This window comes from Sanguibacter sp. Z1732, from assembly GCF_051020515.1.
GTDB lineage: Bacteria > Actinomycetota > Actinomycetes > Actinomycetales > Beutenbergiaceae > CALKWS01.
In genome coordinates this window covers 3,938,202-3,963,002 of sequence record NZ_CP194857.1, presented here as the reverse complement: position 1 = coordinate 3,963,002, position 24,801 = coordinate 3,938,202, and the positions used below count along the sequence as shown (strand labels likewise).

Annotated in this window: 23 protein-coding genes and 1 pseudogene; 15 read left to right on the top strand and 9 right to left on the bottom strand. The window is 69.3% G+C overall.

All coding sequences use genetic code 11. From position 1 onward, the window contains the following. Window positions 1-50 precede the first annotated feature (50 nt). The 8 genes and pseudogenes from ACRRRO_RS20595 (at window position 51) to ACRRRO_RS20560 (ending at window position 6,081) form a co-directional block, all read left to right on the top strand. Complete coding sequence (locus tag ACRRRO_RS20595) at window positions 51-1,175, top strand: hypothetical protein (protein ID WP_424797219.1); 1,125 nt, start codon at window positions 51-53, stop codon at window positions 1,173-1,175. A gap of 58 nt (window positions 1,176-1,233) precedes the next feature. Then, window positions 1,234-2,152: pseudogene (locus ACRRRO_RS20590) on the top strand (ABC transporter ATP-binding protein). Further along, a complete protein-coding gene (locus ACRRRO_RS20585) occupies window positions 2,149-3,015 on the top strand; it encodes an ABC transporter permease (protein WP_424797217.1) in 867 nt (288 codons plus the stop codon). Before ACRRRO_RS20590 ends, ACRRRO_RS20585 begins: the two are co-directional and overlap by 4 nt. After that, window positions 3,015-3,785, top strand: coding sequence for an ABC transporter permease (locus ACRRRO_RS20580; RefSeq protein WP_424797216.1), 771 nt, complete (start codon window positions 3,015-3,017; stop codon window positions 3,783-3,785). Before ACRRRO_RS20585 ends, ACRRRO_RS20580 begins: the two co-directional genes overlap by 1 nt. 269 nt (window positions 3,786-4,054) lie before the next feature. Then, on the top strand, window positions 4,055-5,113 hold the full coding sequence (recA, locus tag ACRRRO_RS20575; RefSeq protein ID WP_424787966.1) for a recombinase RecA: 1,059 nt from the start codon (window positions 4,055-4,057) through the stop codon (window positions 5,111-5,113). A gap of 7 nt (window positions 5,114-5,120) precedes the next feature. Then, window positions 5,121-5,624, top strand: a complete 504-nt coding sequence (locus ACRRRO_RS20570) for a regulatory protein RecX (RefSeq protein WP_434080775.1) — start codon at window positions 5,121-5,123, stop codon at window positions 5,622-5,624. After that, the gene (locus ACRRRO_RS20565; RefSeq protein WP_434080774.1) at window positions 5,564-5,773 is read left to right on the top strand and encodes a hypothetical protein; all 210 of its coding nucleotides are present in this window, start codon (window positions 5,564-5,566) and stop codon (window positions 5,771-5,773) included. Before ACRRRO_RS20570 ends, ACRRRO_RS20565 begins: the two co-directional genes overlap by 61 nt. A gap of 17 nt (window positions 5,774-5,790) precedes the next feature. Further along, complete coding sequence (locus ACRRRO_RS20560) at window positions 5,791-6,081, top strand: GNAT family N-acetyltransferase (RefSeq protein ID WP_424797214.1); 291 nt, start codon at window positions 5,791-5,793, stop codon at window positions 6,079-6,081. Window positions 6,082-6,095: 14 nt separating this feature from the next. On the opposite strand, the gene ACRRRO_RS20555 is transcribed toward ACRRRO_RS20560, so the two are convergent. The 4 genes from ACRRRO_RS20555 to ACRRRO_RS20540 form a co-directional block, all read right to left on the bottom strand. After that, entirely contained in the window at window positions 6,096-6,986 is an 891-nt protein-coding gene (locus tag ACRRRO_RS20555; protein WP_424787963.1) for an amino acid ABC transporter permease, read from the bottom strand. Beyond that, window positions 6,983-7,636: an amino acid ABC transporter permease gene (locus ACRRRO_RS20550; protein ID WP_424787962.1), complete on the bottom strand. Its 654-nt coding sequence runs from the start codon at window positions 7,634-7,636 to the stop codon at window positions 6,983-6,985. Before ACRRRO_RS20550 ends, ACRRRO_RS20555 begins: the two co-directional genes overlap by 4 nt. 83 nt (window positions 7,637-7,719) lie before the next feature. Next, window positions 7,720-8,577: a glutamate ABC transporter substrate-binding protein gene (locus ACRRRO_RS20545; protein WP_424797213.1), complete on the bottom strand. Its 858-nt coding sequence runs from the start codon at window positions 8,575-8,577 to the stop codon at window positions 7,720-7,722. A gap of 64 nt (window positions 8,578-8,641) precedes the next feature. Beyond that, window positions 8,642-9,394 (bottom strand): amino acid ABC transporter ATP-binding protein, encoded by a 753-nt coding sequence (locus ACRRRO_RS20540; RefSeq protein WP_424797341.1) that lies wholly within the window; start codon window positions 9,392-9,394, stop codon window positions 8,642-8,644. 196 nt (window positions 9,395-9,590) lie between these two features. Between ACRRRO_RS20540 and miaB the strand changes: the two genes are divergently transcribed. Then, window positions 9,591-11,084 carry a tRNA (N6-isopentenyl adenosine(37)-C2)-methylthiotransferase MiaB gene (gene miaB, locus ACRRRO_RS20535; protein WP_424797340.1) on the top strand — a complete coding sequence of 498 codons (1,494 nt, stop codon included), beginning with the start codon at window positions 9,591-9,593 and terminating at the stop codon, window positions 11,082-11,084. Between the two features lie 38 nt (window positions 11,085-11,122). On the opposite strand, the gene ACRRRO_RS20530 is transcribed toward miaB, so the two are convergent. Continuing rightward, the gene (locus ACRRRO_RS20530) at window positions 11,123-12,391 is read right to left on the bottom strand and encodes a Sir2 family NAD-dependent protein deacetylase (protein ID WP_434080773.1); all 1,269 of its coding nucleotides are present in this window, start codon (window positions 12,389-12,391) and stop codon (window positions 11,123-11,125) included. After that, the gene (locus ACRRRO_RS20525) at window positions 12,388-12,936 is read right to left on the bottom strand and encodes a YbjN domain-containing protein (RefSeq protein WP_424797211.1); all 549 of its coding nucleotides are present in this window, start codon (window positions 12,934-12,936) and stop codon (window positions 12,388-12,390) included. The genes ACRRRO_RS20530 and ACRRRO_RS20525 overlap by 4 nt, the downstream gene beginning before the upstream one ends. 43 nt (window positions 12,937-12,979) lie before the next feature. Here ACRRRO_RS20525 and miaA point away from each other — a divergent pair, with 43 nt between their 5' ends. Together miaA and dapF are read left to right on the top strand one after the other, a co-directional pair. Further along, entirely contained in the window at window positions 12,980-13,894 is a 915-nt protein-coding gene (gene miaA, locus ACRRRO_RS20520) for a tRNA (adenosine(37)-N6)-dimethylallyltransferase MiaA (protein WP_424797210.1), read from the top strand. 10 nt (window positions 13,895-13,904) lie between these two features. Next, window positions 13,905-14,834, top strand: a complete 930-nt coding sequence (dapF, locus tag ACRRRO_RS20515) for a diaminopimelate epimerase (RefSeq protein ID WP_424787956.1) — start codon at window positions 13,905-13,907, stop codon at window positions 14,832-14,834. Between the two features lie 6 nt (window positions 14,835-14,840). Here the strand turns inward: dapF and ACRRRO_RS20510 are convergent, their stop codons facing one another. Both ACRRRO_RS20510 and ACRRRO_RS20505 read right to left on the bottom strand, forming a co-directional pair. Continuing rightward, window positions 14,841-16,718, bottom strand: a complete 1,878-nt coding sequence (locus ACRRRO_RS20510) for a DUF222 domain-containing protein (RefSeq protein ID WP_434080772.1) — start codon at window positions 16,716-16,718, stop codon at window positions 14,841-14,843. Window positions 16,719-17,254: 536 nt separating this feature from the next. Further along, the gene (locus tag ACRRRO_RS20505; protein ID WP_424797208.1) at window positions 17,255-17,878 is read right to left on the bottom strand and encodes a class I SAM-dependent methyltransferase; all 624 of its coding nucleotides are present in this window, start codon (window positions 17,876-17,878) and stop codon (window positions 17,255-17,257) included. 354 nt (window positions 17,879-18,232) lie between these two features. Here ACRRRO_RS20505 and hflX point away from each other — a divergent pair, with 354 nt between their 5' ends. The 4 genes from hflX to ACRRRO_RS20485 all read left to right on the top strand — a co-directional run bounded on the left by hflX (window position 18,233) and on the right by ACRRRO_RS20485 (window position 23,509). After that, on the top strand, window positions 18,233-19,768 hold the full coding sequence (hflX, locus tag ACRRRO_RS20500; protein WP_424797207.1) for a GTPase HflX: 1,536 nt from the start codon (window positions 18,233-18,235) through the stop codon (window positions 19,766-19,768). A 315-nt stretch (window positions 19,769-20,083) separates the two neighbouring features. Continuing rightward, window positions 20,084-21,835 (top strand): ATP-dependent DNA helicase, encoded by a 1,752-nt coding sequence (locus ACRRRO_RS20495; RefSeq protein WP_434080771.1) that lies wholly within the window; start codon window positions 20,084-20,086, stop codon window positions 21,833-21,835. Continuing rightward, window positions 21,832-23,058: a metallophosphoesterase family protein gene (locus tag ACRRRO_RS20490; RefSeq protein WP_434080770.1), complete on the top strand. Its 1,227-nt coding sequence runs from the start codon at window positions 21,832-21,834 to the stop codon at window positions 23,056-23,058. Before ACRRRO_RS20495 ends, ACRRRO_RS20490 begins: the two co-directional genes overlap by 4 nt. Next, on the top strand, window positions 23,048-23,509 hold the full coding sequence (locus ACRRRO_RS20485) for a hypothetical protein (RefSeq protein WP_434080769.1): 462 nt from the start codon (window positions 23,048-23,050) through the stop codon (window positions 23,507-23,509). Before ACRRRO_RS20490 ends, ACRRRO_RS20485 begins: the two co-directional genes overlap by 11 nt. Here the strand turns inward: ACRRRO_RS20485 and lexA are convergent. Next, a complete protein-coding gene (gene lexA / locus ACRRRO_RS20480) occupies window positions 23,487-24,224 on the bottom strand; it encodes a transcriptional repressor LexA (protein WP_424797204.1) in 738 nt (245 codons plus the stop codon). The two genes, ACRRRO_RS20485 and lexA, sit on opposite strands and share 23 nt — an antisense overlap. Between the last annotated feature and the right edge of the window lie 577 nt (window positions 24,225-24,801).

Here is a 24,801-nt window from a genome sequence, read left to right as displayed (position 1 = left end):
TCACGCGGCGAATCCGCACATCCGGCTTCCGGCGCTGTCCTAGTGAACCGGTGTCCACCGTGCTCCCGCCGAATCTTCCCGACGACATCGACCTGGCTCCCGGCACCGAACTGGGTGGCTCTGCTCGCTCCCGGGTGAGCCGGCACCGGGTGAACCAGGCACCGGCGCAGTGGGGGAGCAGCGTGGTCGTCAAGACCTTCCTGGCCCCGGAGGGTGGCTCCCCGGACGAAGCCGATGCCGGCGCGGGCGCCCACACCGAGGGCTTCCTGCGCGAACGCGCCGGGCTGCGCTACCTGCCGGGTACCCCGGCCCTGCTCGCCGAGGACGCCCCGAACACCACCTTGGTGATGGAGGACATCGGCGCGGCCCCCACCCTGGCGGACCTGCTCGTGCGTGACGACCCGGGTGCGGCCTGGGCCGCCTGCCTGCGCTGGGCCCGGGCGCTGGGCGGCCACGTGGTGGCCGATCCCGACGTGCTGGCGCAGTTCCGCGCCGACCTGGGCCCGGCCGAGGAGACCAACCGCCGCCTGATTGCCGCGCTGCCGGGCGCTGGGCTCGATGCGATGGCGGACTGGGGCGTGCGCCACGCCGAGGCGGCGCGGGCCGAGATCTCCGAGGCGCTCACAGCGCTGCTCGGCGACTCCACCCGCGAGGTGATCTCAGCCGGAGACACCTGCCCGGACAACGCGGTGCTGACCGAACCTGCGGTGCGCTTCCTGGATACCGAGGGCACCGCGGTACATCCGGTAGCCATCGACGCCGCCTACGCACTGCAGCCGTTCAGCAGTTGCTGGTGCGTGTTCACTCCGCCGTCGGGGTTGCGCGAGGCGATGCTGGCCGAGTTCACCGCGGGCGCGTCGGGGCAGCTTCCCCAGCTCGCGACCGACCCGCACTGGCCCGCTCAGGTGCGCGGCGCCGTCGTCATCTTCACCGTGGTCTCGGCCGCGTGGCTGCTTCCTTCGGCCCGGACCAAGGTGGCCAGCATCGGACCCGCCGGTGCGCTGGCGCCGAATCATCGCCAACTGCTGGTGAGCCGGTGGCGCCAGGTGATCGCCGAGGCCGCCGATGACTTCCCCGATACCGCCGCGGCGGCCGATGAGGCGATCACCCGGGCACTGCGGGAGTGGGGTGGGAACGGTGCGCTGAACCTGCCCGGATACCCGGCATGGCGATGACGCCCAGGCAAGCAAGGTAGGTTGCTAGCAGTGCCGACGATGTCCTACAGTGCCAGGCATGCCCCTCATCGAAGCCCGCAACCTGGTCAAGACCTTCGGTGACTTCACCGCCGTGGATGGCATCGACGTCACGGTGGAGGCGGGGGAGTCCTTCGGCTTCCTGGGACCGAACGGGGCGGGCAAGACCTCGGCGATGCGGATGATCGGTTGCACCTCGCCGGTGAGCGGCGGCACCCTACGCGTGCTCGGGATGGACCCGGCCGGCGACGGCCCGGACATCCGCGCCCAACTGGGCGTGGTCCCGCAGCAGGACTGGCTGGACACCGAACTCAAGGTCGCCGAGAACCTCCTCGTGTACGGTCGCTACTTCGGGCTGTCCCGCGCCGAAGCCGCCCGCCGGGCCGGCCCGCTGCTGGAGTTCGCCGATCTGACCCACAAGGCCGACGCCGTCGTCGAGAGCCTGTCCGGCGGGATGAAGCGGCGCCTGACCATCGCTCGTGCCCTGATCAACGAACCGCGCCTGCTGCTGCTGGATGAGCCCACCACCGGGTTGGACCCGCAGGCCCGGCACAACCTGTGGCAGCGCCTGTTACAGCTCAAGCGCTCCGGGGTCACCCTGGTGCTGACCACTCACTACATGGACGAGGCCGAACAACTCTGCGACCGACTGGTGGTGATGGACGCCGGACGGATCGTGGCCGAGGGTTCACCGCGCTCCCTGATCGCCCAGCACGCCTCCCGGGAGGTGCTGGAACTGCGGTTCGCCGAACACGACGACGACGTCGTCGGCCAGGTGCGCGATCTCGCCGATCGCGTCGAGGTGCTCGCCGACCGGGTCCTGCTCTACGTCCGCGACGGCGACGCGGCCCCTGGAGACGGTGACCGCACGCGGCATCCACCCGGCGGCCACGCTGGTGCGCCGGTCCAGCCTGGAGGACGTCTTCCTGCGGCTGACCGGGCGGAGCCTGATCGAATGACCAGCCCGGAAGACGGCCCCGGTGCCGGCGCGAGCCTCCCTGCCGATCCGACGCGCCCGGTCTCCTCGTCCTCGTTCTCCGGCTGGCGGGCGGTGCTGACGTACTGGTTGATGCGCTACCGGCGGATCTGGCCCTCCACCGTGGTCTCCTCCTTCCTGGCCCCGCTGATGTACCTGGCCGGCCTGGGCTACGGGCTCGGGTCGCTGGTGGACGGCCCCGGCGGTGGCGCGATCAACGGCGTGGCCTACGTCGCGTTCGTGGCCACCGGGCTGGTCGCGGCCCAGACGATGATGACCGGCTCCGGGGAGGCCACCTACAACGTGCTGGCGCCGATCAAGTGGACCTACAACTACTACGCGATGCTGGCCACCCCGATCAGGGTGGTGGACCTGGTGCGCGGGCAACTGGTCTACATCCTGATCCGGATGACGATGGTGGCCGGGGTCTTCACCGCGGTGGCCACGGCGCTGGGGGCGATGAACGGGGTATGGGTGCCCGCCGTCGTCGTGGTGGCCGTGCTGACCGGGATGGGCTTCGCGGCCTGCACCTTCGCCTACTCCGCCGGGATCACCGACTCCGGGCAGGGCTTCAATATCCTGCAGCGCTTCGTCATCATGCCGATGTTCCTGTTCTCCGGGACGTTCTTCCCCCTGGAGCAGTTGCCCACCGGGCTGCAGGCGGTGGCATGGGTGTCGCCGCTGACCCACGCGGTGGCGCTGAACCGGGCGTTCGGGCTGGGGCCGGACTCCCCGCTGTGGTTGGAACCGTGGCGGTTCGCGGTGCATCTGGCGGTGCTGGTGGCGATGATCGCCGTCGGCTATGCCCTCGCGGTGCGCCGACTGACAAAGCGGATGGTGGTGTGATGATCGCGCTGCTGCTGCGGCCGTGGGCACTGGTCGAACGCAACGCGCGGGCGGCCGGCCGGGCGGTGTTCACCTATGTCTCCGGCTTCCTCGAGCCGGTGTTCTACCTGTTCGCCCTGGGGGTGGGCATCGGGACGCTGGTGGGCACCATCGACGTCGACGGGGAGGCGATGTCCTACGCGGTCTTCGTTGCCCCGGCGATGATGGCCACCTCCGCGATGAACGGGGCGGTGATGGACTCCACGTTCAACGTGTTCGGCAAGATCAAGGACGCCAAGCTCTATCACTCGGTGCTCACCACCCCGCTGAGCCCGCGCGATGTCGCGGTGGGGGAGATCGGTTGGGCGCTGTTGCGGGGGTTGGTGTACTCCGTGGCGTTCCTGTTGGTGGCCACGCTGTCGGGGTTCGTGCTCTCGGCCTGGGCGGTACTGGCGATCCCGGTCGCCTCGCTGATCGGGCTGGCGTTCGGCTCGGTTGGCATGGCCGCCACCACCTACATGCGTTCATGGAATGACGCCGACTACGTGCAGCTGGCGATCCTGCCGCTGTTCCTGTTCTCCGCCACGTTCTTCCCGCTGAGTACCTATCCGCCGGCCCTGCAGTGGGTGGTCCAGGCGACCCCGCTCTACCACGGGGTAGAACTGATCCGGAGCCTGACCACCGGAGCAGTGCACGCCGGTATGTGGGCGCACGTGGCCTACCTGGCGGTGATGAGCGCGCTGGGTCTGTGGGCCGCGACCCGGCGGATCGAACGGCTGCTGCTGACCTGAGCGGGGCCCACGATCGTGCTCTGCGTCGTGGTCAATCCGCGCGTTCGGCGTGTCGGACTTACCTCGAACACGCGTTCGTCCTAGGCTGTCCACAGGACGCGGACGGTGCGGCCCTGGATCCACACGCTGGATCCGCAGCGCACCGGATGTCAGTGGTCGGACATAGCCTCGTTCCACGCCCCATCAAGCCACCCGGAGAGGGTGGTGGCGAACAGACCAGCCCTTGCACATCCGGCGGAGAGACCGCCCAGAACCGAAGGTGACACACCATGGCTGTTTCCGCAGCAGATCGCACGAACGCAGATCGCACGAAGGCCCTTGACGCCGCTCTCGGCCAGATCGACCGCGCCTACGGCAAGGGCTCGGTGATGCGGCTGGGTGATGACACCCGTCCGCCGGTAGAGGTCATCCCGACCGGTTCGATCGCCCTGGACGTGGCCCTGGGCATTGGTGGCCTCCCGCGGGGCCGGGTCGTCGAGGTCTACGGTCCGGAGTCCTCCGGTAAGACCACCGTGGCGCTGCACGCGGTGGCCAACGCCCAGAAGAACGGGGGGATCGCCGCATTCATCGACGCCGAGCACGCCCTGGACCCCGAGTACGCCAAGAGTCTGGGGGTGGATACCGATGCGCTGCTGGTCTCCCAGCCGGACACCGGCGAGCAGGCCCTGGAGATCATGGACATGCTGATCCGCTCCGGCGCCCTGGACATCGTGGTGATCGACTCCGTCGCAGCCCTGGTCCCCAAGGCCGAGATCGAGGGCGAGATGGGCGACTCCCACGTGGGCCTGCAGGCCCGGCTGATGTCCCAGGCGCTGCGCAAGATCACCGGCGCGCTGTCCTCCTCGGGGACCACCGCCATCTTCATCAACCAGCTCCGCGAGAAGATCGGGGTGTTCTTCGGCTCACCGGAGACCACCACCGGCGGTAAGGCGCTGAAGTTCTACTCCTCGGTACGCATCGACGTGCGCCGGATCGAGACCCTCAAGGAGGGCACCGATTCGGTGGGTAACCGCACCCGTGCCAAGGTGGTGAAGAACAAGATGGCCCCGCCGTTCAAGCAGGCCGAGTTCGACATCCTCTACGGCATGGGCATCTCCCGCGAGGGCGGGTTGATCGACCTCGGCGTGGAGCACGGGATCGTGCGCAAGTCCGGTGCCTGGTACACCTACGAGGGCGACCAACTGGGTCAGGGCAAGGAGAATGTGCGCCGCTTCATGAAGGACAACCCCGAGTTGGCCGACGAGATCGAGACCAAGATCAAGACCAAACTCGGGGTGGGCATCAAACTCGAGGTGGTGCCGGAGTCCGCCGAGGCGGTCGACTTCTGAGTATCGGATGCCTTCCTCCGAGCGAGCCGACGCCGGTGACCTGATGCGCCGTACGCGTACCTCCCGTGGCCGGGTGAGTGAAACCCCGGCCACGGGCGCGGCGGCGGTTGATTCCGAACCGGAAGCGGAGTCGGTGGCGCGCGCGATCGCGTTGCGCCTGCTGACCCACTCCCCGCGTTCCCGTTCGCAACTGGCCGAGGCGATGGCCAAGAAGGACGTCCCCGAGGCGGTGGCCACCAAGGTCCTGGACCGGTTCACCGAGGTGGGCCTGATCAACGACGCCGAGTACGCGCAGATGCTGGTGCGCAGCCGTCAGTCCGAGCGGGGGCTCGCCCGCAGGGCGCTGGCGCTCGAGCTGCGACGCAAGGGCATCGGCAGTGAGGATGCCGAGGCTGCGTTGAGTTCGATCGAGCCCGAGGACGAGGACGAGGAGGCGCGGCGCGGGCCCTGTTGCGCCGCAAGGCCCGGTCTTCCCAGGGCCTGGATCCGACTCGGCGCCGTCGGCGTCTGATGGGCATGCTCGCCCGCAAGGGCTACCCGGCGGGGTTGGCACACCGGCTGATCAGCGAACTGCTCTGGGATGAGCAGGCCGAGGACGGCGTCGACCAGGGCGACTCCGACCCGGACGGCACCGCCGAGAGTTTCCTGGAGAGCCCGTGATCTGCCTAGGGTGAGTCATGGCTGATCCGCAGATCTCACATTCATCCGACCAGCAGCAGTTCGTGGCGACCGCCGGTGGTGAACACCTCGGGCGCCTGGAGTACGAGCGCCGGGCAGACGTGGTGGCCCTTCGCCACACCCTCGTGGAGCCGGCCGCGGAGGGCCGCGGTGTGGGTTCGGCCCTGGCGCGCACGGCGCTGGACTGGATCCGCGCCGAGGGGCGCCGGGTGGACCCGGTGTGCCCGTTCGTGGCGGCCTGGATCGAGCGTCATACCGACTACGCCGACCTGGTGGTCTCCGAGGGCTAGGAGGCGGCAGCCGGTCAGGCGTCCCTGGGATTGAGGGTGGCGGCGATCCCACCGGGCAGCGTGGCGCGCTGGCCACGCTCGCGGAGCCGCTTCTCCACGAAGGTGGCGATGCGGGTGAGGGAGAAGTTCAGCACCAGGTAGATCGCCAGCACCGCCACGAAGAACGGCAGACGGGTTTCGTTGCCGAAGAAGTTCCAGTTGACCTGTCCGGTTCGCAGCAGTTCGGTGTAGCCCACGATGAAACCGATCGAGGTGTCCTTCAGCAACACCACCAGTTGCGCGATCAGGCTGGGCATCATGACCCGGACTGCCTGCGGCAGGGTGATGATGAAGAAGTTCTGGAACCAGCTCAGCCCGATGGCCATCCCGGCCTCGCCCTGACCCTTGGCGATCGAGGCCAGACCGGCCCGCAGGATCTCGGCGAGGATCGCGGCGTTATAGACGATCAGCCCGAATGCCACAGAGACGTAGGCGCTGAAGTTGAAGACGAACAGCCCGAAGAGCATCAGGACCAGCACCGGGAGTCCGCGGGAGACCTCGATGAGGACCTTGGCGGGGACGCTGACGGCCTTCTTGGTCGAGGTGCGTAGCACCACCAGGATCAGCGCGACGAGCCCGGCAATGGGCATGGCCAGCCCAGCCGCGGCCAGCGTCCCCTGGATCAGGCCGGTCATGATGAGTGAGTTCCACCACACATCTGCCGCGGTGCTGTTCAACCCCCGAACGTTCGGTGGATCGATCAGCACCATCCAGCGCTCATCGAAGACCCCGTTGCGGTACATCGCGAACAGGCCCGCACCGAGGACCGCGAAGATCGCCAGCCCGGCGACCACCGACCACCGCCGCTGACGGCGCTTGGTCACCGGTCCGGGAATGTCGTAGAGAACTGAACTGACGTTGCTCATCGCGCGAAGGCCACCTTCCGCTCGATGTAGTTGGCGAGTAGCCCCGAGGGCACGGTCAGCGCTAGGTAGAACACGGCGATCCCCACGAAGATCCACAGGGCCGCCGGACCGGGGTTACCCAGCGCCAGCGTGCGGGCGGTGGAGGTCAGTTCCACCGTGGCGAATCCGGCCGCGATGGAGGTGTTCTTGATCATCGCGATGAGCACGTTGATGATCGGTGGCACCACGGTCCGCAGCGCCTGGGGGAGCACGACCAGATTCAACGACTGCCCGCCGGTCAGGCCGATCGCACGGGCTGCCTCGGCCTGTCCGACGCCCACACTGTTGATCCCGGAGCGCACCGCCTCGCACACGAACGCGGAGGTGTAGACCGAAAGCGCCACGATCGCCTGGGTACGTCCGATCGGGATCAGAATGTCCATCGTCAACAGCACGGCGGAGATGAACACGAAGATCAGCGTCAGCGGGGTGTTCCGCATGACCTCGACCCACGCCGTCGAGACCCAGCGCAAGGTGGACAGGGGGGAGACCCGCATCGCGGCAAGCAGGACTCCCACGACCAGTGAGATGATCCCCGCCGTTACCGACAGGTACAGCGTGGTGAGGAATCCGTTCCAGAACGCCGGCAGGTTGTCCAGGACAACATTCATGCCTCGTCCTCCCGATCCGACCCTTGACGGTCCGGAGCGCAAGCGCGCCCCGGACCGTCAAGGTGTGTCAACGTGGGCAGCGATCAGTACCTGTCGACGGCCGGGGGCTCCGGGAGCTCCAGCACCGTGCCGGCGGTGTTCTCCCACGCGGCCTCCCAGTTGCCGTTCTCATACGATTCCTCGATCACGTCGTTGATGAAATCGCGGAACTCGTCGTCGCCCTTGGCCAGGCCGATGCCGTAGGGCTCTTCGGTGAACAGGTCCCCGACGATCTTGAAGTCGTCCGGGCTCTCGTCCACGTAGCCGGCCAGGATCACGTTGTCGGTGGTGACGGCGTCCACCTGCCCGCTTCGCAGTGGGTCCAGGCAGTCGGTGTAGGCGCCGTAGGTGACCAGCTCGGCCTCCGGGTAGTTCTCGGCGATGTTCTGCGCCGGGGTCGACCCGTCCGCGGAGCAGACGCGCTTGCCGTCGAGGTCGTCGTCGCCGGAGATCTCGTCGTTGTCCATCGTCACCATCAGGGACTGACCGGCGATGTAGTACGGGCCGGCGAAGTCGACGACCTCCTTGCGGGTGTCGTTGATGGTGTAGGTGGCCACGACGATGTCCACCGATCCGTTCTCGATGAGGTTCTCACGCTGCGGGGTCTGTGCCTCCACGAACTCGGCTTCCACGCCCAGGGCGTCGGCGACGAGTTGGCCGATGGAGACGTCGAAGCCCACCGGTGTGCCGTCCGGGCCCTGCAGCCCGAACAAGGGCTGGTCGAACTTGGTGCCGATGGTGATGGAGCCTTGGTCGTGCAGCTGCTGCATCGTGCTGCCTTCGGGGAACTCCGTCGGGTCGACCGGCTCGCCCTCGGGAGCGCCGTCGTCCCCGTTGCAGGCGGTGAGCATCAGCAGCCCGGCTGCCGCCAGGGCGATCAATGACTTACGGGTGTTCTTCATCGTGGGTTTCCTCCTGTGGGTCGCACATGTCTGTGAGTGGAATGGGTGTTCAGGTCGGCGGCGACTAGTGGGTGAGGATCTTGCTCAGGAAATCCTGGGCTCGATCGGTCTGCGGGTCGGCGAAGAAGGTGTCCGGATCGGCAACCTCCACGATCTGGCCCTCGGACATGAAGACGACGCGGTCGCCCGCCTTGTGCGCGAAGCCCATCTCGTGTGTCACGACCACCATCGTCATGCCCTCCTTCGCGAGGGAGACCATCACGTCGAGGACCTCGTTGACCATCTCCGGGTCCAGCGCTGAGGTGGGCTCATCGAACAGCATGACCTTGGGCCTCATCGCCAGGGCGCGGGCGATCGCCACACGCTGCTGCTGACCTCCGGAGAGTTGGGCCGGCATCTTGTCGGCCTGGTTGGCCACGCCGACCCGGTCGAGCAGATCCATCGCGACCTTGCGGGCCTCGGCGGTCTTCATCTTCTTGACCTTGATCGGCCCCAGCGTCACGTTCTCCAGCACCGTCTTGTGCGCGAACAGGTTGAAGGCCTGGAAGACCATGCCCACATCGGCGCGCAGCGCGGCCAGGGCCTTGCCCTCGGCGGGCAGTTCCTGGCCGTCCAGGGTGATCGAACCGGAATTGATCGGTTCCAACCGGTTGATGGTGCGGCACAGGGTGGACTTGCCCGAACCGGAGGGCCCGATCACCACCACCACCTCGCCGCGGTGCACGGTGAGGTCGATGTCCTTGAGCACGTGCAAGTCACCGAAGTACTTCTGCACGTCGCTGAGCACCACGAGCGGTTCACCGGCGGCTGCGGCCATATCCGAGGCCGGCGCCGTCAGGGCAGGCGGTTCCGGAGTCGCTTCTGACATATCTGCAACCTAATGCCTCGTACCCATCCGGGGGTCGGTACGCAGATCACGAATTGGACTCGATCCCCGCCCCCCGGGCTTCTCGCGCCCGGCCCGCAGCACCGTAGAATCGGGCCCTGTGAGTGTTGAAACCCCGCGCCGGTACATGGTGCGCACCCTGGGCTGCCAGATGAACGTGCACGACTCCGAGCGGATGTCGGGCATGTTGGAGCAGGCCGGCTACATCGATGCCGGCGGCCACAGCGGCTCGTTGCTGGAGCAGGCCGCCCGGGCCGACGTCGTCGTCATCAATACCTGTGCTGTACGGGAGAACGCCGCAGACCGCCTGTACGGGAACCTCGGCCAGCTCGCCTCCCTGAAGAAGGACCGCCCCGACTTCCAGATCGCCGTCGGAGGCTGCCTGGCCCAGCAGGACCGGGCCGGCATCGTCGAGCGCGCTCCGTGGGTGGACGTGGTCTTCGGCACCCACAACCTCGACGTGCTGCCAGTACTGCTGGAACGGGCCCGCCACAACGACGAGGCGCAGGTGGAGATCGAGGACTCGCTGAAGGTCTTCCCCTCCACGCTGCCCACCCGCCGGGAGAGTGCCTATGCGGCGTGGGTGTCGATCTCGGTGGGCTGCAACAACACCTGCACCTTCTGCATCGTGCCGAGCCTGCGGGGCAAGGAACGGGACCGGCGCCCTGGCGAGGTGCTCGCCGAGGTCGCCGCCGTGGTGGATCAGGGTGCCATCGAGGTGACCCTGCTGGGCCAGAACGTCAACTCCTACGGCGTGGGTTTCGGGGACCGGGGTGCGTTCGCGAAACTGCTGCGCGCCTGCGGTCACATCGAGGGCCTGGAACGGGTCCGGTTCACCTCCCCGCACCCGGCGGCGTTCACCGATGACGTGATCGATGCCATGGCGGCCACCCCGAACGTGATGCCCTCGCTGCACATGCCGCTGCAGTCCGGGTCGGATGTGATCCTGCGCGCGATGCGCCGGTCCTACCGGTCGGAGAAGTTCCTCGGGATCCTGGACCGGGTGCGGGGGCAACTGCCCGATGCCGCGATCACCACCGACATCATCGTGGGCTTCCCCGGGGAGACCGAGGAGGACTTCCAGGCCACCTTGGACGTGGTGGAGGCCTCCCGCTTCTCCAGCGCCTTCACCTTCCAGTACTCCCCGCGTCCGGGAACCCCGGCCGCGGACATTCCCGATCAGGTGCCGGCCGATGTGGTCGCCGAGCGGTACGCGCGATTGGTGAACCTGCAGCAGCGCATCTCCACCGAGGAGAACGCCAAGCAGGTCGAGACCGACGTCGAAGTGCTCATCGCGGAGAGCGAGGGGCGCAAGGACGCCGCCACAAAGCGGCTCTCGGGGCGGGCGGCGGACAACCGGCTGGTGCACCTCGGTCTGCCGGGGGGAATGCCCGACGACGACGCACCTCGCCCGGGCGACATGGTCACCGCGCGGGTGACGTCCTCGGCGCCGCACCACCTGATCGCCGACTCCGGTGTCCGGGGTGGCACGTTCGAGGTCCGGCGCACCTGCTCCGGTGATGCGTGGGAGGCGGCGCAGCGGGCCAGGGCCGCGGGCACCGTCCCGGCGGGCCCGGTCCCGGTGGGACTGGGGATGCCCAAGGTGCGCTCGCAGGCCTGAGCCGGGCGGGTACGCCGTGGTGCATCGGCACGGCTGCGTTAGAGCGGCACGGCTGCGCCGAGCACTTCACCGGCACGGCCTCGCACCACCACGTCGGCGAACCGGTCGAGCGGGGTCGGCTCGTCGTTGATGATCACCAGGCGGCCGCCGGCCTCGAGGGTCTCCAGCGGGAGGCCCGCAGCCGGCTGCACCTGCAACGAGGATCCCGCGGCGATGAGCAGATCCGCGGACCGGGCCAGGGCCAGGGCCGCCTCGATCACATCGGGGTCGAGCAACTGGCCGAACGAGATCGTCGCGGATTTCACCATCCCGGCACAGTCGGGGCAGCGCGGGTCGGGATGACCGGCGTCGACCTGCTCCATCGCCCATGCGTGCGGCGCCCGCCACCCGCAACCTTGCGGGCTGCCGGGAGCAGGATGGGTTCCGATGCACAGCACCTCCCGCGCGGTGCCGTGCAGTTCCAGGACGTTGACCGACCCCGCCTGCTGATGCAGGCCGTCGATGTTCTGCGTGATCACCCCGGCACAGCGGCCCTGATGTTCCAGGGCTGCCAGGGCGCGGTGGGCCGGGTTCGGTCGAGCATCGGCGTCGAAGAACTCCCGGCGCATCTGCCAGCTCTGCTCGCGCACCTGCGCATCGGTGATGAACCGGGCGAAGTCGAAGGTGGCCGGATCGTACGTGGTCCATACCCCACCGGCGGAGCGGAAATCCGGGATGCCCGACTCGGTGGAGACACCGGCGCCGGTGAAGCCGACGATCCGGTCGGCGGAGTCGAGCAGTGTCCGCAAATCGGCCTGCGCCGCGGGTTCCGGACGGTGGCTCATCATGAGCCCGTCAGCCCAGTTCGGGCTCGGTGGTGCCGTTCTGGAGCGCCTCGAGCGCCGAGTCCAGGCCCTTGGCGGTGGCGCTGAGACCCAGCCGGATCGCGGTGGTGAGTTGCTGGTCGGTGGCACCGGCGGTGAATCGACTGTGTAGACGCTGCGCAGCGCCAGGTTGCCCTCGGCGTTGGTGGTCCACAGCAACGTGGGCCAGACCTTCTCGCGGTGCCAGTTGTTGGCATAGGTGGCCAGGGCCGACTCGGCGTCCTTGGGCAGGGTGGTCGAGGCCAGTCCCAGGACCCGCAGCACGGTGGCCTTGCCCGCGGCCACCGAGATCTCCACGAGGTTGTCACCGAGCCGGGCGCGCAGGATCTGGTTCTCGGCCGGGGTCACGGTCACGCCGGCCGACTCGACCATTCGATGAAGACGGTCGACGGTTACCGGCGCGGGCCAGTCGCCGACGCCGGGTAGGTCAGTGGGGTCGATCATGCGGCACCTGTGGTCATCAAGGGGTCGGGGAACTGCTTATCCAACTGGGCGAAGAGGGACAGGCCGGCGCCGATACCCAGACGTATTGCCCGGGTGAGTTGCTGCTCGGACATCCCCGCCGAGATCGGCGTGGCCAGGTCGGCGGTGAACCGCATGGAGCCGTCGTCCATGACCTGGAGCAAGCACTTGGGCCAGGGGTTGCGGGTGTGGAAGTGGTTGATCAGCGCCATGAACTCCGCGCGGCGCTCGATGGTGATGGTGCGGCTCCATTGGCCCCGGATCTGCAGCACGTGCCGGGTCACGGTGAAAGTGAACAGGGAGCCGTTCCAGATCCCGGCCGGCTGGCCGTCGGGGCGGAGGAGGTGGTTGTGCCCCTTCTCCTTCAGCCAGGTCCGGATGCGCTCCGGGGTGACCGGATGGACCTCGGCGGCGGCGATGTCTTCCTCTGACAGTTCGAAGTCGGCCGCGTTGACGGGTTCCTCGGCGGGCGCCTGGTCTTCCTCGGAGGATCGGCCCTCGTCGGGGTCGTTGTCGGGGTTGCTCATCACCAATCAGCATAAGCCCGGGGGCGAGCGGTAGGTTGCCAGGGTGTCTGCGTCAGTGATCGCCATCGTGGGGCCCACCGCGACGGGGAAGTCTGATCTCGCCCTGGACCTGGCCGAGCAGCTGGGGGCTGAGATCGTCAACGCTGACGCGATGCAGTTCTACCGGGGCATGGATATCGGCACGGCGAAGGTGCCCGTCGCGGAGCGTAGGAGGATTCCGCATCACCAGTTGGATGTGCTCGAGGTGCACCAGGAAGCCTCGGTGGCTGCGTACCAGAAGTACGGCCGAGCGGACCTGGCCGCCATCGCCGCCCGGGGGCGCCGCGCCGTCGTCGTCGGGGGTTCGGGGCTGTATGTGCGGGCGTTGCTGGACGAGATGAGTTTCCCCGGCACCGACCCGCGGGTGCGTGCCGAACTGGAGGCCCGGGCCGAGGCCGAGGGCCCCGGCGTGCTGCACGCCGAGTTGGGCCGGGTGGATCCGGTGGCGGCCGAGCGGATCGATTCGCGCAACGCGCGCCGGATCGTGCGGGCGCTGGAGGTGATCCGCCTGACCGGGGAGCCGTTCAGTGCCAATCTGCCCGAGCACCGGTATGCGATCCCGGCGGTGCAGATCGGGTTGGAGATGCCAGCGGCCCGGCTCGACCAGCGGATCGATGCGCGGGCGGTGTCGATGTTCGAGGCGGGTCTGATCGAGGAGACCCGCGCACTGGTCGCCAACGGGCTGGAGCGTGGGCGAACCGCCAACCGCGCGGTGGGTTACGCCCAGGCCCTGGCCGTGCTGCGCGGGGAGTGTGATGTGGCACAGGCTGTGGCCGACACCGGCCTGGCCACGCGGCAGTTGGCCCGCCGGCAGATCAAGTGGTTCCGACGTGACCCGCGCGTGCACTGGCTCCGGGCCGGCGCCGGGGTGCTGCACCGGGCGCTGGGTCATCTCGAGACCCGTTCCGATGCACAGTAGGCTCCGGCGTATGGGTCCAGAACCACATCCGGTCTTCACCAAAGGTCATGGCACCGGCAACGACTTCCTCCTCTTCGCCGACCCGGATGACCAGCACACGCTGAGCGCCGAGTACGTCGTGGACCTGACGGACCGGCACACCGGGATCGGCGCGGACGGCGTGATTCGTGCGGTCTTGGTCAGTTCGGCCGGCGGGGCGCTCGCCGATGTGCCGGTCCGTGACGCCGAGTGGTTCATGGACTACCGCAATGCCGACGGCTCGGTGGCGGAGGTGTGCGGCAACGGCGTCCGGGTGTTCGTGGCGTACCTCATCGATGAGGGCCTGCTCGAATTTCCCGACGGTGCAGCCGTTCCGATCGCGACCCGTGCGGGGGAGTTGATTGTGCGTCGGGAGGGGGAGGAGTTCGCGGTTGACATGGGGACGTGGTCGGCGCCGGGCGGTTCTGAGGCGCTGCGAGCCGGGTCGGATGTGCAGGTGGAGGTCGCGGGACTCCGCGCTCCGCGGCCGGGGTTGCGGCTGTCCGTACCGAATCCGCATACCGTGATTGCTCTGACCGATCCGGAGGAGTTGGAACTGGCGGACCTGAGTAAGGTGCCGGTGGTCGATCCGGAACCGGCTGAGGGTACGAACGTTGAACTCGTGGTGCCGTTGGGCGAGCAGGATCTGGACATCGTCGACGAGGCCGGAAACGTGGTGGGGGCGGAGTCGGTCGGGGTGGTCAAGATGCGAGTGCACGAACGCGGGGTGGGGGAGACCCGGTCGTGCGGGACCGGCGCTTGCGCCGCAGCGCTCGCGGTCCGGACCTGGTTCGGGGAGGGGGCCCCGAACGTCTGGTACGTCTTGGTTCCTGGCGGGCGGTTGCGCGTGAGCGTGCTCGAGGACGGGCACGTGGAACTGGCCGGGCCGGCTGAACTGGTGGCGCAGGTTCACCCGTTCTGAGCCACTTCAGAAGGGTGGTGGGTCGTCCCGGCTGGGATAGGCGTGAGGTGGCCCAACTGACTCGGAGGACGACGGTGTCCTGACGGGACCGTTGCGCGTGCTCTGCCCATCGCCGTTGGCTCGCCCGGCACCGTTCGTCTCGTGCTTCCCCGGGGGTGGGAGCAGGTGAGTGCCGTCGTGGTCGGTGCGGTAGCGGTGCCCGGTAGGGGTGGTCCATTCGTGCACACCCGGGGTGGGGCTGTTATGGGTGAATCCGGCGTGGGTTTTCAACCGGTGGTGTTGGCGGCACAGGGGGTGCAGGTTCCACTCGGCGGTGGGGCCGTGAGGGAAGGGCACGCCGTGGTCGAGGTCGGCGTGCCGGGCTTGGACGTTGCAACCCGGGGCCACGCAGAAGGGCTGGTTGGTGATGACTTGTTCGCGCAGCCACGGTGGTGGTTCGTAACGTTTCGCGGTCACGTCCAGGGCCCGGTTGGTCAGGGGGTCGGTGACGAGGCGCTTCCAGGTGCCCCCGGCGGCGAAGGCGCGGGCCACTTCGGCCGGCACGGGGCCGTATCCTTCGAGGTCACCGGCGTCGTTGCTGGTGCCCATCAAGGTGGATAGGGGCACGGTGATGCGGATCTGGGCCCGGGCTCCACCCACGGTGCCCAGAGTGAACGGCGTCAGCACCTCACCAGGGTTCAGCGGACTGCCATCATGGCGGCCCCGCCCCCTGGCCGGTGGTGCCTCCTCGGAGGTGCTGAACACCGATGGGCAGGTGCACCCGTCACCAGCGCTCGCGCTGTCGTCACCGGTCTGGGCGTGCCCGGGCGTGGTGGCGCTGGGGCAGGGGCCGATGCGTCCGGTGGCCAGGGCCGTGTGGGCCATGGTGGTCAGGGCATCGGCACGCAGTTGGTCGAGGGTGCGCTCATCGCCGTCGTTCTTGGCTGTCCGCGCGCCCGCTTCCAGGGCGGTGTGCAACGCCATGGCATCGGTGGCCGGCCAGTAAATGCTGGTTGTGGCCATCCCATCGGGACGCACCCGCGGTGCACCCACTCGCCGCTCGGCCCGCGCCCGGGCGTGACGGGCGGAGAGATCCTCCGGATCCACCTCAGCCACCGCCGTGGCCACGTCCCGCTCCACCCGGGGCAAAGTGTTCAAACCTGCACCGGGTAACACCTGGTCGTGGACCTGCATCGCCACCTCTTCGGGCAGGTATTTGGTGGCCTGGACCAGCAGGTCCGCCTTGTCCGCATCGATGTCCCCCTCGCGCAGCGCCTGACCGACACCGATCCCGGTACCGGCGCGCATGGCCGCCCCGACGGCCACCAGCTTGGTCGCGCCCTGACGGGTCAACCCCACCCGGGCCCCCAACTGTGCTGCCGCGACCGACACCCGTGAGGGCGCCTCGGCCCGGCCCTTACCCAGGGCCAGCACCGGACGCAAGGACAACTCATGGGCCAGGATCCGCTGGTGATACGCGGCCAGGGCTTCCACCCGTCGCCACGCCGCCACCGCCTCGATCAACGTGTAAGCGTCCATCCCACTGGCATCCAGGCGCTCCAAGTCATACACAGCCTGCCAATCCCCACGCCGGCGGGCATGAGCCCCCACATCGGCCAGGTGCCCATCAGTGCGCGGGGCCACCCCCACCGGCAACCGTTCACCCCATGCCGGCAAGGGGAACACCCCCGTTGGATCCGGGTCTGCACACACCTGGGTGAAAACACCGGCAGCGATCAGATTGGCATCGACCAGTTCGTCCTCATCCAAGTCCGGAGCCTGCTCGTCGAACTCGCTCTCAGCAGCGGGGAAATGTGGATCCTGTGCCCATGCCTGCAGCACATGCGCGGGTGGGTCGTTGAACGCTGCGACCACCTCATCGGGCGCATCGAATCCAGGTGCCACCACCTCACGCCAACCCCGGGCTTCCAGTTCCGGCCCGGACGAGACTTCATCATCAGCCGGTTGAGGGATCTTCCACAGCGGCAACCGCCCACCCGGCCCCAACCCCCGCGAACCTCCACACTCGCACCTCGACCCCGACCCCGACGCGGATCCGGGCGTGGGCGCCGGCGCTGGCCGAGCACGGGTTCGTCCGTCAGCCGCTGGCCGAGCACGGGTTCGTCCGTCAGCCGCTGGCCGAGCACGGGTTCGTCCGTCAGCCGCTGGCCGAGCACGGGTTCGTCCGTCAGCCTCTGGCCGAGCACCGGTCTGCGCGTGAACCTCAGTTGCCTGCGCGGCATCAGCATCAGCACGCACAGCGCCCTCCGCCGGCTTCCCCTGCCGGCCGGGCCCCGCTTGCGGTACGTCGAACATGCGTACGAGTCTACCGTGGGCCACCGACAACCACCAGACCCAGACGCCAGAAATCGCAGAAATATGCGCTCTCGGTAGGTCGGTAGGAAGGTCGCAGCAGCCTCCGAACCGAGGGCGTCTGCGACTCAGGCGCCGTCGGTCGGGCCGCGACCGCGCACCGTCAGCACCCGGAATCCCTTCGAACTGGCCAGGCGTTCCACCTCGAAGCCGAGGTCGGCCGCGATCCAACGCTGGAGCGAGTCCGACCCCAGGTTCTTCTGCACCACCAGGTGCGCCTGCGCGCCGGACCGCAGCCGAGGCAGCCACGCGCGGAGCAACCCGTGCAGCACAGCCTTTCCCACGCGAATCGGCGGGTTGGACCACAACTCATCGATGACCGGATCGGGCTCGGCCGTCAGCAAGGCATCGGGTGTGAAAGTCTCCACGTTGCCCAGCCCGAGCGTCCTGGCGTTCGCGGCCGTCAGCTCCAACGCACGCTCGTTGACGTCCACGGCCAGCACCCGTGCCTGGGGCGCGGCGCGCGCCATCGAGAGCGCGATCGGCCCCCACCCGCACCCCAGGTCCACCAGGACCCCGGACGCCGGCGGCTCGGTGACCGTGCGCAGCAGCACAGCGGTACCAGGATCGAGCCGGTCCCCGGAGAACACCCCCCGGTCGGTGTGCACCTCAACCTGCTCACCGCGAAGATTCACCGAGATCGTGCGCCGGCGCGCGGGGCCGGCCGTCGGGGACTCGAAGTAGTGCGCCACCCCGCGAGGATAGCCGCGCGGGGGTGACCGCCCATACTGACATGCGCGGTCGTGGCCCCGAGCGTGCCTCATCCCATGCGGCTTCGTGGATCGGGCCGGGGCATGCGAGATCACAAAGGCCCCCCGGATTCCATAGCATTTCCGCTATTCACCTCTATTCCATGTCGGTGATCAGGGCGCAGGTGTCCGGGCCGAGGCGTCGTGGCTCAACGCGGACCACCACTCCGGACCACACGCGCTCAGCGAAATCGGTTGGAACCCCAGCATGAGCGTGGGAAAGTGGAAACGACAGATTCCCCGGCCCTGGCGCGACCCGATCTCCCCAGCCAACCGGGACCGCGACGACAGGACACGATGACCAACACCCCCTCGCAGGACCGCCCAGTGGCAGAAGGACGTACCCACGCCACGAACGGCTCGCCCACCGATGACGTCGAGGATCGCGCCCAAGCCGTGGTGAACCGCATCCTGGCCCGCCACGGCACCGCCATCCAGGCCGACGACGCCGCGCCCAGCGAATACGACGGCGACCAGTTCGACGCGGAGGAACGCGCCGCGCTGAACCGCGTAGCCGGGCTGTCCACCGAACTCGACGACGTCACCGAGGTGGAGTACCGCTCGCTGCGCCTGGAGCGGGTGATCCTGGTTGGCCTGTGGTCCGAGGGCACCGTGGAGCAGGCCGAGGTCTCGCTGCGGGAGTTGGCCGCCCTGGCAGAGACGGCCGGATCGCAGGTGCTCGATGGAGTGCTGCAGCGTCGTCGTCATCCTGAACCGGGCACCTACCTCGGCTCGGGCAAGGCGGCCGAACTCGCTGAACTGGTGCACGCCACCGGCGCCGACACCGTGATCGTGGACTCCGAACTGGGCCCGTCCCAGCGCCGTGGCCTGGAGGACGTGGTCAAGGTCAAGGTGATCGACCGCACGGCGCTGATCCTGGACATCTTCGCCCAGCACGCCAAGTCCCGGGAGGGCAAGGCGCAGGTGGAACTGGCCCAACTGGAGTACCTGCTGCCGCGCCTGCGCGGGTGGGGTGAGTCGATGTCCCGGCAGGCCGGTGGGCAGACGGCCGGGGGCGCCGGTATCGGCTCGCGCGGACCCGGGGAGACCCAGATCGAGTTGGACCGTCGGCGGATCCGCACCCGGATGGCCCGGCTTCGACGGCAGATCGCCCAGATGGCCCCGGCCCGGGCCGGGCGGCGCCGCTCCCGCCGTGCCGGTGCGGTGCCCTCGGTGGCGATCGTGGGGTACACCAACGCCGGCAAGTCCTCGTTGCTGAACCGGCTCACGGACGCGGGTGTGCTGGTGCAGAACCAGTTGTTCGCCACCCTGGACCCCACCGTGCGGCGCACCGAGACCCCGGACGGGCGCACCTACACCCTGGCCGACACCGTCGGGTTCGTGCGGAGCCTGCCCACCCAGCTCGTCGAGGCTTTCCGCTCCACGCTGGAGGAGGTTGCCGAGGCCGACGTGATCGTGCACGTCGTGGACGCTTCCCACCCCGATCCCGCTGGTCAGATCGCCGCGGTGCGCGATGTGCTGCGAGAGATCGAGGGCAGTTCGGAGATCCCCGAACTCGTGGTGCTGAACAAGGCCGACCTCGCCGATGCCGAGACCATCGCCGCGCTACGCACCCGCGAGCCCAGCGCCGTCGCCGTCTCCGCGCGCACCGGCGCGGGCATCGGGGAACTGCGCGAACACATCGCCTCCGAACTTCCCCGCCCGGCGGTGGAGGTGGATGTGCTGGTTCCCTATGAGCGCGGCGATCTGGTGCACCGGGCCCACGTGGCCGGAGAGGTGATCAGTACCGAACACACCGAGGACGGGACCCGGCTGCACGCACGGGTCGACGGGGCGCTGGCGGCAGACCTGGATGCTGCCGTCGGCGGATGAGCCCCGACGACGCCGGCAGCGACGCGGGCGGTACCGTTCCAACCGACGACGACGTGAGTCGCCCCGATCCGCCATCGCACCTGGATACCGTGCTCGATGAGGTCATCGCGGCGATGGGCGGCGCCCGCCGGGAGGGCCAGCACCAGATGGCCACCGAGGTGGCCGCCGCGCTGGCCGGCGCCGAGCACCTCCTCGTCCAGGCCGGCACCGGCACCGGTAAGTCGTTGGCGTACCTGATCCCGGCGCTGCTGCACGCGGTCGGCAACGAGGAACGGACCATCGTCTCTCCCCGCCACCCTGGCCCTGCAGCGCCAGGTGCTCGGACACGACCTGCCGCTTGCCGCGGAGTCCCTACGGCGGCACCTGCCCCGGGAGCCCCAGGTGGCGCTGCTGAAGGGATGGCACAACTACCTGTGCCTGCACAAGGTGGCCGGTGGCTACCCGGCCGACGACGAGGGCACCCTCTTCGATGCCGCAGCCGCGGCCCCCTCGGCCGCCGAGGAGCACCCCGAGGGCCAGGACGACTCCCTGGGCGGACAGGTGCTGCGGTTGCGCAGGTGGGCCGAGGAGACCAGCACCGGGGACCGCGACGATCTGGTGCCCGGGGTCAGCGACCGGGCCTGGCGGCAGGTTTCCCTCACCTCCCTGGAGTGCCTGGGGCAACGCTGCCCGCTGCTGAACGACTGCTTCCCCGAACACGCCCGCCGCGCCGCCCGTGAGGCGGACCTGGTGGTGACCAACCACGCGATGCTGGGGATCGCCGCCTCGGGTTCCCCGAAGGTGCTGCCCGAACACCAGGTGCTCATCGTGGACGAGGCGCATGAACTCGCCGACCGGGTCACCGCCCAGGCCACGGTGGAGTTGTCCGCCGCGTCCGTGGAACGCACCGCCCGGCTCGCCCGCCGTCACGCCGGGATCGCGCTCTCCGCCCTGGAGGATGCCGCCACCCATCTGCGCACCAACCTTGGTCTGGTGCCCGAGGGCCGCCTGCCCCAGGGCCTGCCGGCCGAACTGGTGCCCACGGTGCGCTCCATCGCCGAGGCGTGCCGTGAGGCGATGACGGCGGTGCGCACCGAGCAGACCCAGGGCCAGGGCAAGGCCGAGGAAGCCGGTGGCCGAGCCATGGCGACGTCGGCGCTGCTGGTGCTGTTCGAGATCGCCGAACGCCTGCTTTCCGACAGTGTGGCGGAGCGGATCGACGTGCTCTGGTGCGAGCGCGGGCGCGCACCGGGGGAGGGTTCGCGGCTGAAGATCGCACCGCTGGACGTGGCCGGCCCGATCGCCTCCGAGCTCTTCGCCGAGCGGGCCGCGGTGCTCACCTCGGCCACCCTCGCCCTCGGTGGTACCTTCGACCACGCCGTGCGCAGCGTCGGGATGGGCTTCGGGCCCCACCGGGCCGTGCAGGTGTCCTCCCCGTTCGACTACGGCAAGCAGGGCATCCTCTACGTGGCCTCGCACCTGCCGCCGCCGGGCCGCGACGGCACGGCCCAGGAGGCCCTGGACGAACTCGCCGGACTGATCGAGGCCGCCGGCGGGCGCACCCTCGGGCTGTTCTCCTCCCGACGCGGTGCGCAGGCTGCGGCCGAGGCGCTGCGGGAGCGGCTGGACACCGAGATCCTGTTACAGGGCGAGGACTCGATCCCGGCCCTGGTGCGCCGGTTCTCCGCCGAACCCGCCACCTCCCTGTTCGGCACATTGTCGCTGTGGCAGGGCGTGGACGTGCCGGGGGAGGCATGCCAGTTGGTGGTCATCGACCGGATCCCGTTCCCGCGCCCCGATGACCCGATCCGCCAGGCGCGCCAGGAGGTGGTGGCTGCCGGAGGTGGCAACGGCTTCATGGCGGTGGCTGCCAGCCACGCGGCTCTGCTACTGGCTCAGGGCGCGGGCCGGCTGGTGCGTGGGGTGGCCGATCGTGGCGTGGTGGCCGTGCTCGACCCCCGGCTGCGAACGGCGCGCTACGGCAGTTTCCTGGCCAAGTCGCTCCCGCCGCTGTGGCCCACCACCGACGGTGACCTGGTCCGGGCCGCGCTGCGCAGGCTGTCCGGTGGCGGGGACGCACCGGCATGACGTCCGGTTTCCGCGTCCGGCCCTACCTGCACGCACCGAGCAGCACCGGCATGACGATCATCTGGTTCTCCCACACCGATGAACCCGGAGAAGTCGTTGTGACCGGCCCGGGCGCGCCCGGGCCGGTCACGTCCCGACCCGAGGCCCTCGACGTGCTGAGCCCTACCGAGGCCGAGCGCACCGAGCACATCGAGGGTCTGGCGCCCGGCTCCTGGCTGTACCCGGACGGGAACGTCCGCCACGTCGTCGTCCTGACCGGCTTGCGGCCACACACGCGGTACACCTACGCGGTCGCCCAGGATGGCGAGCAGTACCGTGCCGCCTTCCGCACCGCTCCCACCGACGGGTCCTGGCAGCAGATCCACCTGGTGGCGCTGTCGGACTCCGAGACCGCTCCGGCCGGGCGGGTGACGCATCGCTCCTGGCCGGCCGGCCCCGGCGGGGAGTCCCGTCCCGACCCGCACGGCTTGTGGCGGGAGGCCTTCGGCGTGGCGGAGCACACCGCCGGCCGGCCCGTGCTGCGCTACCCGCTCACCAAGGCGGAGGGCTACCGGGCGGTGGTGAGCATGATCGCCCAGGAGGAGGCGGACCTCATCCTGCATCCCGGTGACCTGGTCGGCGGCGGGGGATACCAGCCCGCCTGGGATGAGTTCTTCACGATCAACGCCCCCTCGGGCCTGCTCTCGCGGGCACCGCTCCTGCCTGCGCTGGGAAACTGGGAGAACTTCGGCGCCCGCAACGGCCGGTACGGCACGCCGTCGGACCGTTCCCCGGTGGTGCGGGCCCGGGCCAAGTACCACGCCCACTTCCCGGGCCCGGACGGGTCGCGGGGCCGGGGCTACTACCGCCTCGACCACGGACCACTCACGATCCTGACGCTGGACTCCTCGAACGGGGAGCCCGACGACCATCGGTCCCGTTACGTCCGGCCCCTCACCGGGCGGGCCTACCGGGGCCCGGGCACCGATACCCAGGACCACTTCACCGCAACGGAGTACACCGCCGCCGGTGGCACGGACCTGAACGACATCGCCCCCGGCAGGCCGCAGTGGCGCTGGGCCGAAGAGAATCTGGCCGACGCCCGGGCGCAGGGCCGGATCATCCTGGTCCAGTTCCACCACGTGCCCTACTCCAGCGGTGCGCACGGCCTACCGATGGATCACGAGTTCTCTACCGGTCAGGGCGGAACCCCGATGCGCAGGTTCCATCGGGATGTTCAGTGAATTCGGCGTGGCCGCGGTGCTCTGCGGGCACAGTGAACTGTTCGAGCGCTCGGTGGTGCCCGACGGCGACGAAGGCTCACCCGGGGTGCTCTACTACGACGTCGGTGTGGCCGGGGACAGCCTGGGTGGCGAACTGCGAGGGGGTGATGGGGAGCTCCTGCGGTACAACCCGCACCGGGCCTGGACGGCCGACCAGGACGCTCCGGAGCGCTGGGAGGTGGCCGGCGACGGCAACCCGGTGCTGCGTGAGGGTGGCAAGCACTACGGCTACCTGGACATCAACCTCGAGCGCACCGGGACCGGAGCGCGGTTGACGCTGCAACCGATCCACGCCTTCCCGGTCCTGGACTCGCAGTACCGGGTGCTCCGGATCGAGCGACGCACCTACGACGACGAGGTGTGCCTGCGGATCGGACCGGACGGGCGGGTCACACCGAGCGCAGGACGCTGACCACCCGGCCCAGGATCTGGGCGTCGGATCCCTCGATCGGGGAGTAGGCGGAGTTGGCCGGCATCAGCCAGACCTCGCCCTCGGTGCGCTTGAGCGTCTTGACCGTGGCCTCACCGTCGATCATCGCCGCGACGATCTCACCGTTCTCGGCCACCGGCTGCTGACGCACCACGACGAAGTCGCCGTCGCAGATCGCGGCGTCGATCATCGAGTCGCCGGTGACCTTGAGCAGGAACAGGTCGCCGTCGCCGACCAATTGGCGCGGCAGCGGGAAGACGTCCTCCACCGACTGCTCGGCCAGCACCGGGCCGCCCGCCGCGATCCGCCCGACCACCGGGACGTAACTGGGCGAGGCGTCCACCTGCTCATCGGAGTCGGTGCTGAAGAACTGTTTCGGGCCGCGGGCCGAAGCCGGTGCCGGGCTCTCTTGCGCCGGCGCCGTGCCGTGGGGATCCAGGATCTCGATCGCGCGGGTGGAGATCGGGTCCCGGCGCAGGTACCCCTTTTCCTCCAGGACCTGGAGCTGGTACTTCACCGATGACGGGCTGGCCAGGCCCACGGCGGTGCCGATCTCGCGCATCGTCGGCGGGTACCCCTTGGTCTCGATGTTGGTGCGGATCGAGTCCATGATCCGCTGTTGCCGGGCGGTCAGACCGGGGGAGTGGCCGGTCTGGTCCGGGTGCTGCCGGCTGGTGTCCTTGGGTCCCTCGGCCATCGTGTCCTCCTGCGGTTCGGTGCGGTTGCGAGCGGCTCTGCCATGGTCCCGTCACCGCGATGTCAGGGGTCGGTGGTGGGGTGTTCCCCATGACGTTCCTAAGCCTAGGCGTTACGGCGCCGAACAGGAAACATCTGTTCGACTGGCGTGTCGACGCTATCGAACGGCTGTGTTACTGTCCATACATGTGTTCGCAGAACATCAGTTCGAGGGTCGGTCGGTTGCCGGTCCCGGACGTGGCCCGAGGAGTAATCCGATGAGTGCACTGGCGATCCACCCCAGCCCCTCGACCCGGCGGGCCGCCCTGCGGCGGTCGCGGACGCGCCCCTGCTGGCACGCCGGCCCTGCACGTAACTCGACCTGTCACCTCCCGGTTCCCGCAGTCTTCTCGGCGCCCGGAGCGGCTCCGGCCCCGGAGGCCCCGAAGGCTACGCCGCAGAGCGACGTGCCGCGGGCCCTCGTACCCCAGCAGACCGAGGGCTCGGGCGGCCGGACCCGTCCCGTGACGCCCCTGGTGACGGCACCGGTTCGCCCGACGGCTCCGGTTCGCCCGGCGGTACCGGTTCGTCCGGCGGCG